Here is a 17687-nt window from a genome sequence, read left to right as displayed (position 1 = left end):
AATTATAAAGAAACCGTTTCGTTAAAAAATGAGACGGTTTTTTTATGTCTTTTTGTTTTTATGTTTTGATTTTTTGCTTCTTCCAAACCATATTATAAAACCGGTAATAGGCAATGCTGAAGCAAGCAAACTGACTGTAAAAGCAATAATTTTTCCAGGCAAATCTAGAACTTGTCCAGTGTGAATTCCGTAGTTCATTTCGACAACTTGAAGGCCTAGTGTTTTTCGGTCGAAAGTTTGGCTCTTGATCAATTTTCCGCTTGACGGATGAAAATAATAATTGCTTTGCTGATCATAACGTAACGTATGCGGATACGCGCCTGTACTTACAATAGCACCTTTTTGTTGCGGAATCATCACAAAAAACATTTCGGCTTTTGGTTGCATTTTCATGGTTTGAACAAAAGCTTTGTCAATTGCATCAACAGCATTTGTTTTGAATTTTGTGGTATCAATTACTGGCGTTTTTGTTTCAGCTTCTTTATCTCCGCCAAAATTGAAGGTTTTGTAAATGCCGTCGCCAACCCATTCGTAAGTAAAAGTCAATCCTGTAATTGCTAAAATCAAAGCAATTAAAGCAATGTAAAATCCAGAAGTATTGTGCCAATCGTAATTTACGCGGCGCCATTTGGCATTCCATTTAATGGTAAAACTTCTTTTGATGTCGCTTTTGCGTTTTGGCCACCACTGAATAATTCCCGAAATCAATAACAAAATAAAGATTATCGTTGCGCCACCAATGATATGTTTTCCAATATAATCTGGTAAAAGCAAATACAAATGAATGTATTCAACAATGATGAAAAAATCGGATTTTGGATTTTCGGTTTTTAAATATTGGCCTGAATACGGATTGAAATACAAATATAAATTCTCGGTATCAGAATAGGTATAAACAATAGCCGATCGGTTTTTTCCGTAATAAGCCACCATGCTGACTTTATTCTTCGGAACAACTTCTAAGGCTTTTTCTTTTAAAACAGAAGGAAGAAGGAAAGCTTTGTTTTGAGGTTCAACTAAACGCCATTCTTTTCGGGTAATGTCTTTGATTTCGTCATGAAAACAGAAAATACAGCCCGTAATACAGACTATAAAAACAATAAGCCCGGAAATTAATCCGAGCCATTTGTGTATAAACCGTATTTTCGTTTTGAATCCCATTTTTTGATTTAAAGCGTAAAATTATACGCAAAATCAATAGAGGGCAAATTATTTCAGCTAATTTTTAAGAAACCGAAGTTTTAGGTTTTAAATGATAAGCTGTATAAAGCGTGATTGATGCCAGGAAAATCCAGAAAACATCAATAAAGAAAATCTGAATTTTGTTTTCCATAAAAGAATTCCAAAACCAATTTCCAGAAACAATTCCGTTTGTAATTGGAATCAAAAAGCCTAGAATACTTCCTGAAATCAAGCAGCATTTATTGGTAAAAGCGTCATTCTTTTTAATGATGAAGAAAATTGTCAAGATCAGCCATCCGCCGAAATAAATTTTAAACAAATCAGATTGCGTTAAAGGATAGAAAACTTTGCTTCCAATAAATGCCAAAGCTGTAATTGGGTACATACTCAAGCAAATTGCCAAATAAATTCGAACAACCGCTGCGTTGAAACGTCTTTTCTTTTCAGGCAGATTGTTTTTTTGTCGGGCAACAAGCCAAATCATAACTCCAGAAATAATCACAAAACAAGTAATAATTCCGAGAATAAAGCTTATGATTTTTAGCGCATATCCGCCATAATCGCCAAAATGGATTCGGTATAAAACATTTTTTACAACATCAAGATAACTAGTTTGAGAAACAGGATCCTTCTTTGCAACCACTTTTCCGTCCGCAACACGATAAAGAACTTTTCCAATTCCAGTAAATTTTTTGTTGTTCAACAATTCGCCTTCAACTAAAACATGCATATTAATATCGCCATAATTTTGGATATACACGCGCGTAACTTCAAAATCAGCCCAATTGCTTTTTGCTTTTGCAACCAGCTCATTTATGTTAAACGGATTAGCTAAATTCTTTTTTCCAAAATCGTAATCAGCATCTGTATATTCTAATTCTTTATACAATTTATCCTGATCGCCATTGTATAAAACCTTGACAGCTGGTGCCACAATCAAAAGTTTGATCATAAAAAAAGTTCCAGTTACGGCATAAACGAATTGAAAAGGCAAGCCAATCATACCTAAAGCCGTGTGCGCATCTGTCCAAAGTGTTTTTAATTTTTCTTTTGGACGAAACATATAGAAGTTGGATACGATTTTTTTCCAATGCAATAAAACTCCTGTTACAATTGCAAATAAGAAAAATAACGCCGTAAATCCAGAAAGGTAATAGCCTATAGGATAAGGGATTTGTGCAAAAAAATGCAGGCGATATAATAATTCTCCTAAAGAATAAGCTTCTTCGTAAGTATAGGATTTGTAGTTTTTATTGTTCAAATAAAAATAATCGCCGAGACGTTGCTTTTTTGGAACCAGCGAATCTTTTGTTCCTCCGAGCGAAACAGCAACTCGGTTTTCTAGATATGGCTTAGAAATCGTAATATTTCTTGCGTGCAAAACATATTTTTTATCCAAATGCTGCAGGGCATCATTGTAATCTAGTTGAATTTCTTTTGTTTGTGCTGTAGATTCACTTCTTTCCCAATTGACGATTTCATCTCTAAAAAAAGAAAAAGATCCAGCAAAGAAAATTACAAATAACGCTACGCTGATTACAATTCCGCTGACAGTATGTGTATGAAAATAGATATTATAATGACGGTTGTTCATAGATTAGTGCGCCGGTTGATTATGGGTTTGACCCAAGTAGATAAAAAGACAAAAAAGAAGACTTAAAAGAATGTAAATGCCCCAAATTTTCCAGCCACTTTTAGCCAAAAAAGCAATTACCATCAATGCGACCCAAAGAATGAATCCGCTGAAAGCCATTGTGATCAATACATCTGCACGATTGAACCAAGCAGCCAAAGCCAAATGAAAAGTGACAGACACTAAATAACCTCCTAAAATTGCTGCTGTAATTTTTAGAAAACGAGGCAAAAAAGCCGGAGTTAAATATTTTGGATTTGCTGGCATAGAAATTAAGAAGATTTAGTTGTAGTAGAATTCTAAAATGGCAACAAAAACAAGCAATGCTAGAAGCGCTTTGCTGTTTACTTTTTTTAATGGAGTCAGAATGATAATAAGACTTCCAACAGTCATCAGTTGAATAAAAAATAACAGCGTTCCACAGCCCAAAGACTTTGTAAAAAGCCACATTGAGTATGCTGTAGCCAATAGAAATAATCCAGTGATTTTAGTTTGTTTTGGATTTCTTTGCATCCATTTTTCAAACCCTAAATCATACGATAAAGTGGCTCTTTTTGAGGTGTAATAAAGCGTGTAAAAAGCTAAAAAAACGACAAGACTGGCAATTGTTATCATAATTTCTGGAATTTAAAAAACACCTTTCTGAACAAACAGAAAGGTGTTTTGTTTGACTTTTTTATTAAAACTTATAAGAGAAACTTGCGGCGAAAGTTCTAGGATCTTTTGGATGAATTGTTGACCATCCGTCATAGATTTCTTTGTTTGCGATGTTGTTTAACTTAAGCGTTATAGCGAATTTTTCTGCGCTGTAAAATAAAGATGAGTTAAGTTCTGTGTATTCCGGAATTGTAAATGTTCCTGAAACAGATCTGTTCATGATTTTGTTGTCTCCAACATAGTTTCCACCAAATCCTAAACCAAAACCTCTTAGAACTCCAGTAGTAAATTTGTAGCTCGCCCATAAGTTTGCCAAGTTATAAGCACCAGCACTTTCTGGTCTGTATCCTACGAAGTCAGCATCTCCTTGTGTCAAAGTAGCATCATTGTAGCTGTAGCCAAGAATAATGTTTAGACCTGTAATCGGATTAGCGATAAATTCAGCTTCAAAACCTTTATTGTGCTGCCCACCGTCTTGATAGTTCGTTACGGTTGTTGCATCTGGTCTTACGCTGTAAGCCATATTTGATACTTTAATATCGTAGTAACTTAAAGTAGCATATAATTTATCTTTGAAAATATTCAATTTTGTACCAAATTCGATTTGGTTTGCATGCTCAGGGTCAAAAGTTACAGGAGTTCTCACAGTTCCATTTACGTTTTCACCTGGTGCAACATTTGAGAATCCGTTCATGTAATTTGCGAAAATCGATACTTTGTCAATAATAGGTTGGTAAACTAACCCGAATTTAGGTGAGAAAGCAGTTTGATTATAGTTATCAGCGTCTGTCGAAATATCTCCCGCGTTCATAAAACGGTCTGCACGCAAACTTACCATTGCAGAAAAGGCAGGAGTAAAGTTGATTACATCAGAGAAATAAGCACTGTAAACTTCTTGTTTTGTTTTGTTGTTGTTTCTTGGGGCGTCTCCAACAATTGCATCAGATCCCGCTTTTGTCAAATCTCCTGTATCACCATTTGAAGGTCCAAATGCCGCATTGAATTGTGCTAAATTATCTCCAACATATACATAACCGTTTCCGAAATAACCTGTTCCGCGATCAAGAGCTACTCTGTTGTAATAATCCAAACCAACTACAAGTCTGTTTCTCATGTTTCCGATTTTAAAATCACCAATGAAGTTTTGTTGTACATCAAAAGTTACGTTTTTGTTGTCTTGATAGTTAAAATATCTTGCCAAAACAATTCCGTCAGTAATAGGAGTGTAAGCAGTTCCTTCGTATAAATAAGCGTAGTTTCCAGTTGACTTAGCATTACTTGTAGAGAAAATTGTTTGCGAAGTCCATTGGCTAGAAAGCTTATAGTTCATTTGTGCCTGAATGTTGTAAGAAGGCGTTTTGATTGTCAATTCGTCACTTGTGTACGAACGTTTGTTGTCGTATTTTAATTCAGCAATATTGTGAACTCTTAACGGATTTCCTCTGTCTAAAAACAACATTGTTGGGTTTGTTGTTTCATTAGTCATGAATTCTGTATTTACTAAGAATGATAATTTGTCGTTCACTTCATAAGATAATGATGGCGCGATAAAAAATGATTCTCTGAAACCAGCATCTTGAAAAGTGTTTTGCTTGTTATAAGCTGAGTTAATTCTGAAATTAAGTGTTTTCTTATCGTTAAGAGAAGTGTTAAGATCTACAGTTGCACGGTTTAATCCGTAGCTTCCAACTGTGTAATTTACATCTCCACCAAATCCTTTGTAAGGTCTTTTTGTTGTAGTATTGATTAATCCTCCGTATGAAATTAAGCTACTTCCGAATAAAGTTCCTGAAGGTCCTTTGATGATTTCAACTCTGTCAATGTTTGCAGGATCCAAACTTCCGTTTGTTAAACCTGGTACACCATTAACGATAGTAGCTTGAACTGGGAATCCTCTTAAAGAGTAGTAACTAGCACCGTCACCTCCGCGTCCTGTTGAAGCCCAAAGTTGCGTAACACCTGGAGCATTTTTTAATGCATCATCAAATGTAGTAACCACTTGTTCTTTTAATACGCTTCCTGTGATTGTAGTATAAACTTGTGGGTTTTCAAGATTTTTAAGAGGCAATCTTGAAACTTGTTGGTTGTCTTTGCGTACAAAACTGTTTTTGCGGCCATTTACAACTATTTCTGTTAATTCTTCTGAATTTGAAGTAAGGTTAATATTTTCAGTTAATTCTTGTCCTTCAGCAACAGTAATCTTTTTTTCGGTTGTATTGTAACCAACAGCTGAAACTTTTAATGTGTAGCTTCCCGGTTTAACATTTTTGATTTTGTAATTACCTTGCTCATCAGCAATTGTTCCAAATCTGGTACCTTTTAAAGCGATTGAAATGCCTTCAGGAGATTCATTATTATTTAAAGATATTTTACCTTTAACAGTTGCTTTTTCTTGTGCAGTTACTGTTGCGCCTGTCAATAAGAAAAAACAAAATGCTAAAACAGAAAATGTAAATTTTAATTTCATTTTTATTTAGAATTAATTTTAATAGCGCAAATTTAAGCGTTGAGCATCAACTATACAAGCTATTTTTATTTATTCTAAATAATTCTTTTTTAAAGGGTAAAATTTACATTTCTTTAAAAAATTAACATCTTAAGCTAAAATTAAGCTAATCTTAAGCAAAAAAACCTGTCCAAATTAATGAACAGGTTTTTCGGTATTGTCGTAAATTATTTAAAATTACAACTCTAAAGCACGTTTAGCGTCGCCATTCATCAATAATTCTAATGGATTTTCTAAAGCTTCTTTTACAGCAACCAAGAAACCAACAGACTCACGTCCGTCGATGATTCTGTGATCGTAAGAAAGAGCAACATACATCATTGGGTGAATTTCAACTTTTCCGTTTACAGCAATCGGACGCTCGATGATGTTGTGCATTCCTAAGATTCCTGATTGAGGAGGGTTGATAATAGGAGTAGATAACATACTTCCGAAAACACCACCGTTAGTAATTGTAAAAGTTCCTCCAGTCATATCGTCAACTGTAATTTGACCATCACGAGCTCTTAAAGCTAATCTTTTGATTTCAGCTTCAATTCCACGGAAAGTTAAGTTTTCAGCATTACGAACAACAGGAACCATTAAACCTTTTGGTCCAGAAACCGCGATAGAGATGTCACAGAAATCATAGTTGATTTTGTAATCACCATCCATCATAGAGTTAACATCTGGATATAATTGTAAAGCTCTTGTAACTGCTTTTGTAAAGAATGACATAAATCCTAAGCCAAGACCACCGTGTTTTGCTTTGAAGGCATCTTTATATTCATTACGGATTTGGTTGATTGGCGTCATGTTTACTTCGTTGAAAGTAGTCAACATAGCAGTTTCATTTTTAGCTGAAACCAATCTTTCTGCTACTTTACGACGCAACATAGATAATTTTACGCGTTCAGTTCCACGGCTTCCACCAGTTGGAGTTCCCATTGAAGGTACTGCGTTTACAGCATCATCTTTAGTGATTCTTCCACCTTTGCCAGTTCCAGAAACTGATGCAGGAGCAATATTTTTCTCGTCTAAAATTTTTCTTGCTGCTGGAGATGGAGTTCCTGCCGCATAACTTGTAGCTGCTGGAGCTGGAGCTGCTTTTGGTGCTTCAGCCTTTGGAGCCTCTGCTTTTGGCGCTTCCGCTTTAGGAGCTTCTGCTGCTGGTGCAGCTGGAGCACTTCCTGCTGGTTTTGCAGCATCAGTATCAATTAAACAAACTACAGCACCTACTGCAACTGTATCACCTTCTTCCGCTTTTAGTGTAATTACACCGCTCATTTCAGCAGGCAATTCAAGAGTAGCTTTGTCTGAATCAACTTCAGCAATAGCTTGATCTTTTTCTACATAATCTCCGTCTTTTACTAACCAAGTTGCAATTTCAACTTCTTTTATTGATTCCCCTGGTGATGGGACTTTCATTTCTAAAATCATCTTGTTTTTGTTTAAGGTTTTTTAAGGTTTTAATCCCGATAGCTATCGGGATTGAAACTTGAAACATATTTTTAATTATCTAAATAAATTTTTATCGAATACCATTCTAATTGCATCTGCATGACGACGTTTTGCACGTGTATAACTTCCTGATGCAGGAGCAGCATATGCTTTTAATGAAGCTAATCTCCATTTTACAAGATCAAAGTTCATTAACATAAAGCTATAAGCTCCCATGTTTTTAGGCTCTTCTTGTGCCCAAACATAATCATCTGCATTTGGATATTTTGCAATGATTTCTTTGATTTGCTCCACTGGGAAAGGGAATAATTGCTCGATACGAACAACTGCAACGTCATTTCTTCCGTTGTTTTCTCTTTCAGCAACAATGTCGTAGTAGAATTTACCTGTACAGAAAACTAAAGTTTTTACTTTCTTTTTATCTACTGTATTGTCATCAATTGTTTCTTGGAAACTTCCGCTTGCGATTTCATCCACTGTAGATACACATCTTGGATCACGCAATAAACTTTTTGGAGAGAAAACTACCAATGGTTTACGGAAATTCGTTTTCATTTGTCTTCTTAACAAGTGGAAGAAGTTAGCTGGCGTTGTACAATCTGCAACATACATATTTTGTCTTGCGCAAAGTTGTAAGTAACGCTCCATTCTTGCAGAAGAGTGTTCTGCACCTTGTCCTTCATATCCGTGAGGCAACAACATTACGATACCGTTTTGGTTGTTCCATTTGTCTTCACCACATGAAATGTATTGGTCAATCATAATTTGAGCTCCGTTAGAGAAATCTCCAAATTGTGCTTCCCAAATCGTTAAAGCTTTTGGATTCGCTAATGCATATCCGTAATCAAAACCTAAAACTCCGTACTCAGATAAAAGAGAGTTGAATACGCCAAAGTTTCCTTTTTTGTTTTCAATACCGTTTAATAAGATTACTTCTTCTTCAGAATCTTCAACTTTAACTACAGCGTGACGGTGAGAGAAAGTTCCTCTTTCAACGTCTTGTCCAGAAATACGAACATCAAATCCTTCCGTTAAAAGCGAACCGTAAGCTAAAGCTTCTGCAGTTCCCCAGTCAACAGTATTGTTGTCGTAACCTGTTTTTCTATCTGTAACAATTTTAGTGATTTTGCTGATGAATTTTTTGTCAGCTGGTAATGTTGAGATTGTGTTGATGATAGAATCCAAACCTTTTTTGTCAAAAGTAGTATCTACTTTTTGAAGCATTTGAGTATCTGTTACCTGAACAAATCCTTCCCATTCGTTTTTCATGAATGGAGTAATAATAGTCAAATCTTTTTTACGAGAAGCTTCTAAGTTTTCTTCTAAAGCAGATTTGTATTTTTTCTCTAAACCATTTACATAAGAGGCATCGATTACGCCTTCAGAAAGTAATTTCTCAGCATAAATGTCTCTTGGGTTTTTATGTTTAGCAATGATTTTGTATAAAACAGGTTGCGTGAAACGAGGCTCGTCACCTTCGTTATGTCCGTATTTTCTATATCCTAATAAGTCAATAAATACGTCACGTCCAAATTGCATTCTGTAGTCTAATGCGAAAGATACTGCGTGTACAACAGCTTCAGCATCATCAGCATTTACGTGCAATACTGGAGATAAAGTTACTTTAGCAACGTCTGTACAATAAGTAGAAGAACGAGCGTCTAAGTAGTTTGTTGTAAACCCAACTTGGTTGTTGATTACGATATGGATTGTTCCTCCAGTTTTGTAACCATCAAGTTGCGCCATTTGAATGATTTCGTATAAAATACCTTGACCTGCAATTGCAGCATCCCCGTGTACTGCGATTGGCAATACTTTAGAGAAATCATCAGCATAATATTTATCTTGTTTCGCTCTTGTGATACCTTCAATTACAGCTCCAACAGTTTCTAAGTGAGAAGGGTTTGGTGCTAAATTGATGTTGATGCTTTTTCCAGATCTTGTTTTTCTGTCAGCAGTAAGACCTAAGTGGTATTTTACGTCACCGTCAAAATATTCTTGATCGTAATCTTTTCCATCAAACTCACCAAAAATATCTTGAGTAGATTTTCCGAAGATGTTAGCCAAAACGTTCAAACGACCACGGTGAGCCATTCCCATTACGAATTGTTCAACACCTTTTTCTGCAGCTTGCTCGATCAAAGCATCTAAAGCTGGAATGATAGATTCTCCACCTTCTAATGAGAAACGTTTTTGTCCAACATATTTAGTATGAAGGAAGTTTTCAAAAGAAACCGCTTCGTTTAATTTATTTAAGATTGTTTTCTTTTCATCAGTTGAGAAAGTAGGCTGATTAACATTTACAGCTAATTTATCTTGAATCCATTTTACAACGCCAGGATTTCTGATATACATATATTCAATACCAATATGTTGGCAGTAAATAGCTTTTAAACGGTTTACGATATCTTGTAAAGAAGAAGGTACCATTCCGATTGTTTGAGCTGCATCAAAAACCGTTGAAAGATCTGCTGAAGATAAACCGAAGTTCTCAATGTCTAAAGTTGGCGAAGATTGTCTACGGTCACGAACAGGATTTGTCTTCGTGAATAAATGCCCGCGCGTACGGTATCCGTCAATTAATTTTAAAACGTTGAATTCTTTCTTTAGTTTTTCTGAAACCTGACTGTAATCTGTGTTGTCGCTTGTCACGTACTCAACAATTGTTTGCACAGGATTTTCGTCATTATAAGTCGTCATTCCAAAGTCAAAACCTTGAAAGAAACTTCTCCAGCTAGGCTCAACGCTGTCTGGGTTAACTAAATATTGATCGTATAATTGTGCAAAAAACTCGGTATGCGCTGCGTTTAAAAATGAAAACCTATCCATAATATGAGTGAATATACTTTTTTGTTATATAGAAACGCAAAAGTACAACAATCACATTTATTTAAATCTTTTTTTTACGTACTTTTACGTAAAAATTTGTTAAAATAAACGTTAACTATGAATAAAAATCAAATTTCAATCGTTTTCAATTCTTTTTTTGTGATTTTGGCAGTTTTATTTTCAACCAATGCGAAAGCACAGCAAAATTATGTTATAGACAACAGCAGCCATTTTTGGGATAAAGTGCAATTTGGAGGCGGACTCGGATTAGGTTTTGGGTCTGGATATACCAATATTTCTGTAATGCCAAGTGCTATTTACAATGTCAATGAAATTGTAGCTGTAGGAGCGGGACTCCAATTTGGTTATTTATATCAGAAAAATTATTACGAATCTTTTGTTTGGGGAGGAAGTCTTATCGGATTAGTAAATCCAATTCCTCAAATTCAGTTGTCTGCTGAATTAGAACAAGTAAGAGTGGATACGCAATATGAAGCACACTACGATGTTTATCATAATTATTATCCTGCGTATTCAGATAGTTATTGGAATACTGCATTATATCTAGGCGCAGGTTATAGAACAAACAATGTTACAATTGGTGGACGTTATGACATTTTATACAATCCCAATAAAAGTTTATACGGATCTGGATTTATGCCTTTTGTGAGGGTATATTTCTAAAAGGTACTAAGGTTCTAAGACGCTATCCCGATAATTATCGGGACTAAGTTTTTTAAAAACGAAAATTTGAAGAAATTTATTTTTATAATTACGGTAATTATAGCTTTAGGCTGTAATAATTCAAAGAAATCAGATGCGAATAATGAAGAGGTTGCAAAAAAAGAATTGCGACCTTTTTTTGATGCTGATAAAGTTGATCATTATTATTTGGATATTTCTGAAGATATTTTTTTTAAGCTCGTTAGAAAAAAAAATAAAACTGAAAAAGAAAAAGAGTTAGTCAATATCTATATACATACTTTTCCTGACAGTATCCCAAAAGAAGATTTTGAAAGAATACTTCTAAGCCATAATTACAAAAAATCGAATTTATCAATTAAGGATGAAAAGAGTGTTGAAAATGTATTTAGCGAAAAAGATTCTTTAAAAAATGATGCCTGTGCTTGTATCGCTGAATATAGAGATGTCTTTGTTTTTAAGAAAAATGCAAAAACAGTTGGGATAGCAAAGATCTGCTTTAAAAATGCTCGTTTCCAGATTATAGGAAGTAAAATAAATACTGAAGGTTTTGGACTAATTAATGAATTGGATAAGTTAGAAAGCGTTGTTCATAATAATAAGAAAAACTTAGAACCTTAGCATCTTAGCCCCTCAGAACCTTATTTGTAATAATTTCTAAACCAAACCTTCTGCCATTCTCTTTTTAAAATCAAAAAAGAAACTTGTTCGGCAAGAATCACTAAATCAGAGCCGTCGAGTTGTTTGATTTCGTTTTCTGCGACGTCAATTATGTATAAAAGATTGAGGTATTCAGCAAATTTATACTGAATCATTCGGTAGATTTTTTCGTGTAGCTGAATCTTTAATTCATCGGGAGAAATGCTTAACGGGAAATCAATTCCTTCATTGGCCAAATTAAAATCTTTGTTGATTTGCTCAATTAAGTTCAAGTACAAAGATTCCTTTTGAGCAGCTTCGAACAGCAATTCTGTATTTAAAGGTGAAACATACATAATTTCAAAAATTAGAAAGGACAATTTTCAGATTCAATAGCAATTTCAATCGGTTTGTTTGTTGTTTTTGATTTCCAATAATCAACAATTTTAGTCAACAAAATATCTCCTCCGGCGTAGAAAAAAACAGCTCCCATTGGTGGATTGGATGTCGGAATAAGCCCAAAGGTTTTTGGCGCCCATTTCCAGCATTTAAAGTAAGTTCCAGCCAATTCAATAAATATGACACAAAGGGCAATGAAATAATATAAGTTCTGCCATCTTTTTCTCTTCAAAAGCAAAAAGAAAAATATACCAAAAGTAAGCGAAAAAAGATCTTTTAGAAAAAATCCAACAGATAAAAACAATGCGGTAAAAGCAACTGCAAAACATTTTCTAAAGAAATTGTCGTTTTTTACTGCGAATTGTGTGTGGGCAAAAACATAACCCGAAGCAAAAACAATAGCATGACCAAAGGGAACATAAATTGGAATTAATGCAGTTCTGTAATCGTACATCTCGAGCAAAGTGCAAAAGATAAATTCGCCCAAATACGATAAAAATACCATTACAAACATTAATTTTCTCAAATAGGAATCTGAAAACCAGAAGAAAAATGAGAAATAAAGTACAGATAAAACATTTGTAATATCACGCCCATCAAAAAAATGCTCTTTAAAATAAACGCTGTCAATTCCTAATGCCAAAAGGGTGAAAAACGGAAAACTGATCGCAAAAAACAACTGCATTTTTGCGTTGTAATTTTTATCATTATAAAAAAGAACATTGATTAGGTTATTCATAAAGTCTTTTCTGTTAAACTTTTCGGCCCATTAGGTTTTCTCCAAATGTTCTTAAGATATTTTTCTTTTCAGGATTGATATCCATTTTTTCTAAAGTTTCAAAAGCTTTAAAAGTGTACATTTCTATTGCATCTTGGGTTGCTTTTGAAGCACCAGATTCATTGAAAATGGTCTTTGCCGTTTCGATTTTTTCTGAATTTTCGTCCAGTTGAAGCGTAAATAATTTTTGCAATGCTGCAGCTTTTTCTGGAGTTGAAAATTCTAAAGCTTTTAAATATAAATAGGTTTTTTTGTTTTCGATAATGTCGCCTCCAACTTGTTTTCCAAAAGTTTCAGGATCTCCAAAAGCATCTAAATAATCATCTTGAAGTTGAAATGCCAATCCTAAATTCAATCCGAAGTCATAAATTAAATCGCCTTCTTTTTCTGAAGTTTTGGCTACTATAGCACCCATTTTCATTGCGGCAGCAACTAAAACGGCTGTTTTGTATTCAATCATTTTTAGATATTCCGGAATGGTAACGTCATTTCTTTCTTCAAAATCAACATCCCATTGTTGGCCTTCGCAAACCTCAAGAGCAGTTTTGCTGAATAATTTGGCTAAATCTCTAAAAACAGTAGGTTCATATTGCTCAAAATATTGATAAGCCAGAATTAACATCGCATCGCCAGACAAAATTCCGGTATTGATATTCCATTTTTCATGCACGGTTTCTTCGCCTCGTCGCAAAGGTGCGTCATCCATGATATCATCGTGTACAAGAGAGAAATTATGAAAAACTTCTACTGCCATTGCGGCTGGTAAAGCCGTTGTGTAATCAGTGTCAAAAACCTCTGAAGCCATTAAGGTAAGTACCGGACGCATGCGTTTTCCGCCAAGCCCTAGAATATATTCAATAGGTTCATAAAGGTTTTTAGGTTCTTTTCGTATGCTTTGTTTTTTTAAGTAACTAATAAAAAAATCTTGGTACTGACTGATATCGTGCATAAAATGAAATTCTGATTTGCGAGGCCCAAAGATACAATTCAATTATGAATAATCTATATTAAATGCGACTATGATTTTATTGTTTGATGCAATCGCAGTGATTTTTGGATTCTGAAAATTATTTTTCAAAAAACTTGGAAACTTTTTTGGTATTCAGAGTTTCCCGTGTATATTTGCAGCTCAAAATGGAAACTGTGAACACTCTAAAAGTTTCCATATGAAATTTAGATAATTTATAAGTTTTTCAAAATCAGATATTTATGAAAACAACTTGGACTTTAGATTCGACACAATCAGATGTTTTAATAAAAATGAGACATTCTAAAATTGCTTATTTAGGAGGCATTACCAATAAATTTGGAGGTTATGTGGATATTGATGATAATGAAATTGAAGACGCATCGGTTGAGTTTTCATTGGATATAAACAATAAAAATGAAAGTTTTCAGCAGATCGATTCGCATTTGCAACTTCAGGATTTTTTTGATGAAGATGAACATCCAATCATCAGTTTTAAATCGACTTCATTTCAAAAAGTAAACAATAACATCAATTTCTTTAAAGGCGATCTAACTATAAAAGATGTAACGCGAGTGGTTGAATTAGATGCAGAATTCATTGGTATGAATACCTACAATGGAGAGAAAAAAGTAGCTTTTGAGATTAAAGGAAATATTAAACGTCAAGATTTTGGTCTTGATTATGACTCTTTTAACCATCAAAATGGGGAAGCGCTTGGAAAAGATATCAAATTAATTGCAAATTTAGAATTCAGCATATAATTCTTACATAATGAATAAATTAATGTAAAATTATTACAAATATAATGGAAACTATTTTTCTGATTTTAGTTTCCTAAGTATATTTGCAATACAATGAAAATCAAAATGAAAGAGAAAATTATATCAAAAGCTAGTGAGCTGTTTTTGAAACTTGGTTTTAAAAGTGTCACAATGGATGATATTGCAGGTGAAATGTGTATTTCTAAAAAAACGATTTACAAGTATTTCTGCAATAAAGAAGTTTTAATCGAAGAGAGTACTTCGATGGTTCACAGACAGGTACACGAGATTATGGATACCATTATAGCGAAGAATTATAATGCGATTCAGGAGAATTTTGAGATTAGAGAAATGTTTCGTGATATGTTTAAAAACAACATTGATACTTCGCCTATTTATCAATTAAAAAAACATTATCCAGAGATTTATCAAAACATTTTATCTGTTGAAATTGATCAGTGTACACAATGTTTTAGAGATAATATCGAAAAAGGAATTCGCGAAGGGCTTTACAGAAGTGATCTAAATGTAGAGGTGTACGTTAAATTTTACTACACTCTGGTTTTCCATATTAATGAAAATACAGTTTCTGAAAGTGAAGCGCAAAGAATAGAATTGGAAGCGCTGGAATATCATACCAGAGCGATGGCAACTGAAAAAGGAATAGAAGAATTAGAAAAACAACTTAAAAAAATCACCGTTTAATCGCCAATATATATAATTTATGAAAAAAATAATTGTAATACTTTTGTGCTCTCTTGGCTTGTCTGCCAATGCACAAGTCACAACGCTAACCTTGAAGGAAGCCGTTAACTACGCACTTCAAAATAAAGCCGAAGCTAAAAAGGCTAAATTGCAGGTTGAGAACAGCGAATACCAAATTCAGGAAATTCGCGCAAGAGCATTACCACAAATTTCTGCAAACGGAAACTTGACACACAATCCGATAATTCAAACAACAGTAATTGATGGTGCAGGATTTGGTCAACCAGGAACTACGATTCAGGCGGCATTTGGTCAAAAATGGACATCAAACGCTGGACTTTCTTTGACGCAGGCAATTTTTGATCAGTCGGTTTTTACAGGTTTAAGAGCAGCAAAATCTACTCGTGAATTTTATCAAATAAACGATCAGTTGACAGAGGAACAGGTTATTGAAAGAGTTGCTAATAACTATTATGCTGTATATGTACAAAAACAAAGATTGATTTTATTAGACAGCAGTTATGTGAACACAACAAAAGTTCGTGATATAGTACAAGGGCAGTTTGATAATGGTTTAGCAAAAAAAATTGACTTGGATCGTATTATCGTGAAAATGTCAAATATCGATACAGATCGCCAGCAAGTTAAAAATCAAATCGAATTGCAAGAAAATGCATTGAAGTTTTATATGGGAATGCCTATTGAAACTAAAATAGATATGCCAAAAGAAGAATTTGAAGTTGTCCCTGCTTCATTAACTGAACAACCAAATGTCGAAAACAGAACAGAATATCTGCTTTTGAAAAAACAAGAAGAGCTTTTAGTATTTAATAAGAAAGCTGTTGAAGCAGGATATTATCCTACGCTTTCTTTAACAGCGGGTTACAATTATATTGGTCAAGGTCCTCAAATGCCTTGGTTTGCAAAACCAGCCGATGGTGTTTATTGGTCTGACTACTCTTCAATTGGATTAAACTTGCATGTGCCAATTTTCACAGGTTTTGGAACTCGCGCCAGAGTAAGACAAGCAGATGTTGAAATTAGATCACTTCAAGAAGATATTAAAGACACCAAACTTTCTCTTGATTTAGATTACAGAAATGCAATGGCTCAAATTGATAACAATATTGTTACAATCAATAACCAAAGAGAAAATATGCGTTTGGCACTTGAAATTTTAAGCAATACAAAAAACAATTATCTTCAAGGATTAGCATCTTTAACTGATTTGCTAGACGCTGAAAATGCATCACTTGAAGCTCAAAATAATTTTACAAGAGCAGTTTTGAATTATAAAATTGCTGAAATTTCTCTAATCAAATCAAAAGGCGAACTAAAATCACTTACTAAATAACGAATTACAATGAAGAAAACTATTATAACAATCGTAGTCATAATCGCAGCTCTGGGTGTGATAGGATATGTTTTAAATAACAATAAGAAAAAAAATAAAGAGAAAACAGATGTTGTAGCAGAGAAAAATGCTGCAGTTTCTGTAAAAGTTACACCTGTAAAAACAGAAGTAGTTTCATTAGATTTCGTTGCAAACGGAAATTTTGCTCCAACTCAGGAATTGACTTTCTCTGCAGAAAAATCTGGAAAAGTAATTAGTGTTTTGGCAAAAGAAGGTGACTATGTACACGTAGGTCAAACTTTATTGACAATGAGAGGTGATATTATTAATGTAAGCGCACAACAAGCACAAGCAGTTTATAATAATGCAAAATCAGATTATGCGAGATACGAAAATGCTTTTAAAACAGGCGGTGTAACTAAACAACAATTGGACCAAGCAAAATTAGCTTTAACAAATGCAGAGTCTAACTTGAAACAAGCAAACATCAATGTTGGTGATACAAAAGTAAAAGCGCCAATCAACGGATTCATCAATAAAAAATACATTGAGCCAGGATCTATCTTGACTGGAATGCCAGCAACTGCTTTATTTGATATCGTAAACGTTTCTAAATTGAAATTGACAGTTACAGTTAATGAAAACCAAGTGACTAGTTTAAAATTAGGCGACAATATTAATATTACTGCAAGTGTTTATCCTGATAAAACTTTCCCAGGAAAAATCACTTTTATCGCTGCAAAAGCAGATGCAAGTTTGAACTTCCCAGTTGAAATTGAAATTACAAACAACTCAAACAACGACTTGAAAGCGGGTATGTACGGAACAGCAAATTTTGCATCGAAACAGCAAAAACAAAACCTTATGGTTGTTCCTAGAAATGCTTTCGTAGGAAGTGTGAGCAGTAACGAAATTTTCGTAGCTGAAAATGGTGTTGCAAAATTGAAAAAAGTAACAGCTGGAAGAATTTTAGGAGATCAAGTAGAAATCATCAACGGATTGTCTGACGGTGAAAAAGTAATTACTACAGGTCAAATCAACTTACAAGACGGTAATTCAGTAGAAATTATTAAGTAAGCTTTAAGCATTAAGCTACAGCGTAGTGAAAAAAATGAATTTAAACCTTAAAGCT

16 protein-coding genes are annotated in these 17687 nt (G+C 34.1%); 6 read left to right on the top strand and 10 right to left on the bottom strand.

Going from position 1 to position 17687, the window contains the following annotated elements; genetic code table 11:
• Window positions 1-42: 42 nt before the first annotated feature.
• The 7 genes from AAYQ19_RS11055 to AAYQ19_RS11025 form a co-directional block, all read right to left on the bottom strand.
• Complete coding sequence (locus AAYQ19_RS11055; protein WP_343536319.1) at window positions 43-1161, bottom strand: PepSY-associated TM helix domain-containing protein; 1119 nt, start codon at window positions 1159-1161, stop codon at window positions 43-45.
• A 64-nt stretch (window positions 1162-1225) separates the two neighbouring features.
• A complete protein-coding gene (locus AAYQ19_RS11050; RefSeq protein WP_343536318.1) occupies window positions 1226-2776 on the bottom strand; it encodes a PepSY-associated TM helix domain-containing protein in 1551 nt (516 codons plus the stop codon).
• Between the two features lie 3 nt (window positions 2777-2779).
• Entirely contained in the window at window positions 2780-3082 is a 303-nt protein-coding gene (locus tag AAYQ19_RS11045; RefSeq protein ID WP_343536317.1) for a hypothetical protein, read from the bottom strand.
• Between the two features lie 15 nt (window positions 3083-3097).
• Window positions 3098-3430 carry a hypothetical protein gene (locus AAYQ19_RS11040; RefSeq protein WP_343536316.1) on the bottom strand — a complete coding sequence of 111 codons (333 nt, stop codon included), beginning with the start codon at window positions 3428-3430 and terminating at the stop codon, window positions 3098-3100.
• A gap of 64 nt (window positions 3431-3494) precedes the next feature.
• On the bottom strand, window positions 3495-5939 hold the full coding sequence (locus AAYQ19_RS11035) for a TonB-dependent siderophore receptor (protein ID WP_343536315.1): 2445 nt from the start codon (window positions 5937-5939) through the stop codon (window positions 3495-3497).
• Between the two features lie 216 nt (window positions 5940-6155).
• Window positions 6156-7397: a 2-oxoglutarate dehydrogenase complex dihydrolipoyllysine-residue succinyltransferase gene (gene odhB / locus AAYQ19_RS11030; protein ID WP_343536314.1), complete on the bottom strand. Its 1242-nt coding sequence runs from the start codon at window positions 7395-7397 to the stop codon at window positions 6156-6158.
• A gap of 75 nt (window positions 7398-7472) precedes the next feature.
• Window positions 7473-10247, bottom strand: coding sequence for a 2-oxoglutarate dehydrogenase E1 component (locus AAYQ19_RS11025; RefSeq protein WP_343536313.1), 2775 nt, complete (start codon window positions 10245-10247; stop codon window positions 7473-7475).
• Window positions 10248-10364: 117 nt separating this feature from the next.
• Between AAYQ19_RS11025 and AAYQ19_RS11020 the strand changes: the two genes are divergently transcribed.
• Window positions 10365-10931, top strand: coding sequence for a hypothetical protein (locus AAYQ19_RS11020; RefSeq protein ID WP_343536311.1), 567 nt, complete (start codon window positions 10365-10367; stop codon window positions 10929-10931).
• Between the two features lie 66 nt (window positions 10932-10997).
• Window positions 10998-11570 (top strand): hypothetical protein, encoded by a 573-nt coding sequence (locus tag AAYQ19_RS11015; protein WP_343536309.1) that lies wholly within the window; start codon window positions 10998-11000, stop codon window positions 11568-11570.
• A 20-nt stretch (window positions 11571-11590) separates the two neighbouring features.
• Here AAYQ19_RS11015 and AAYQ19_RS11010 read toward each other — a convergent pair whose 3' ends face one another.
• The 3 genes from AAYQ19_RS11010 to AAYQ19_RS11000 are packed head-to-tail and all read right to left on the bottom strand — an operon-like array spanning window position 11591 to window position 13714.
• On the bottom strand, window positions 11591-11944 hold the full coding sequence (locus AAYQ19_RS11010; protein ID WP_343536307.1) for a hypothetical protein: 354 nt from the start codon (window positions 11942-11944) through the stop codon (window positions 11591-11593).
• A gap of 11 nt (window positions 11945-11955) precedes the next feature.
• Entirely contained in the window at window positions 11956-12726 is a 771-nt protein-coding gene (locus AAYQ19_RS11005) for a hypothetical protein (protein WP_343536306.1), read from the bottom strand.
• 13 nt (window positions 12727-12739) lie between these two features.
• A complete protein-coding gene (locus AAYQ19_RS11000; protein WP_343536304.1) occupies window positions 12740-13714 on the bottom strand; it encodes a polyprenyl synthetase family protein in 975 nt (324 codons plus the stop codon).
• Between the two features lie 260 nt (window positions 13715-13974).
• On the opposite strand from AAYQ19_RS11000, the gene AAYQ19_RS10995 reads away from it, so the two are divergent.
• The 4 genes from AAYQ19_RS10995 (at window position 13975) to AAYQ19_RS10980 (ending at window position 17632) form a co-directional block, all read left to right on the top strand.
• A complete protein-coding gene (locus tag AAYQ19_RS10995; RefSeq protein WP_343536302.1) occupies window positions 13975-14496 on the top strand; it encodes a YceI family protein in 522 nt (173 codons plus the stop codon).
• Window positions 14497-14601: 105 nt separating this feature from the next.
• On the top strand, window positions 14602-15201 hold the full coding sequence (locus tag AAYQ19_RS10990; RefSeq protein WP_343536301.1) for a TetR/AcrR family transcriptional regulator: 600 nt from the start codon (window positions 14602-14604) through the stop codon (window positions 15199-15201).
• A gap of 19 nt (window positions 15202-15220) precedes the next feature.
• Window positions 15221-16555, top strand: coding sequence for a TolC family protein (locus tag AAYQ19_RS10985; RefSeq protein ID WP_343536300.1), 1335 nt, complete (start codon window positions 15221-15223; stop codon window positions 16553-16555).
• 9 nt (window positions 16556-16564) lie between these two features.
• Window positions 16565-17632, top strand: a complete 1068-nt coding sequence (locus tag AAYQ19_RS10980; protein ID WP_343536298.1) for an efflux RND transporter periplasmic adaptor subunit — start codon at window positions 16565-16567, stop codon at window positions 17630-17632.
• Window positions 17633-17687 lie beyond the last annotated feature (55 nt).

Origin of the sequence: Flavobacterium mesophilum, assembly GCF_039581405.1 — a bacterium.
Classification (GTDB): Bacteria; Bacteroidota; Bacteroidia; order Flavobacteriales; family Flavobacteriaceae; genus Flavobacterium.
The sequence above is the reverse complement of the archived record's forward strand: the minus strand, read 5'-3'. Positions and strand labels throughout refer to the sequence as shown.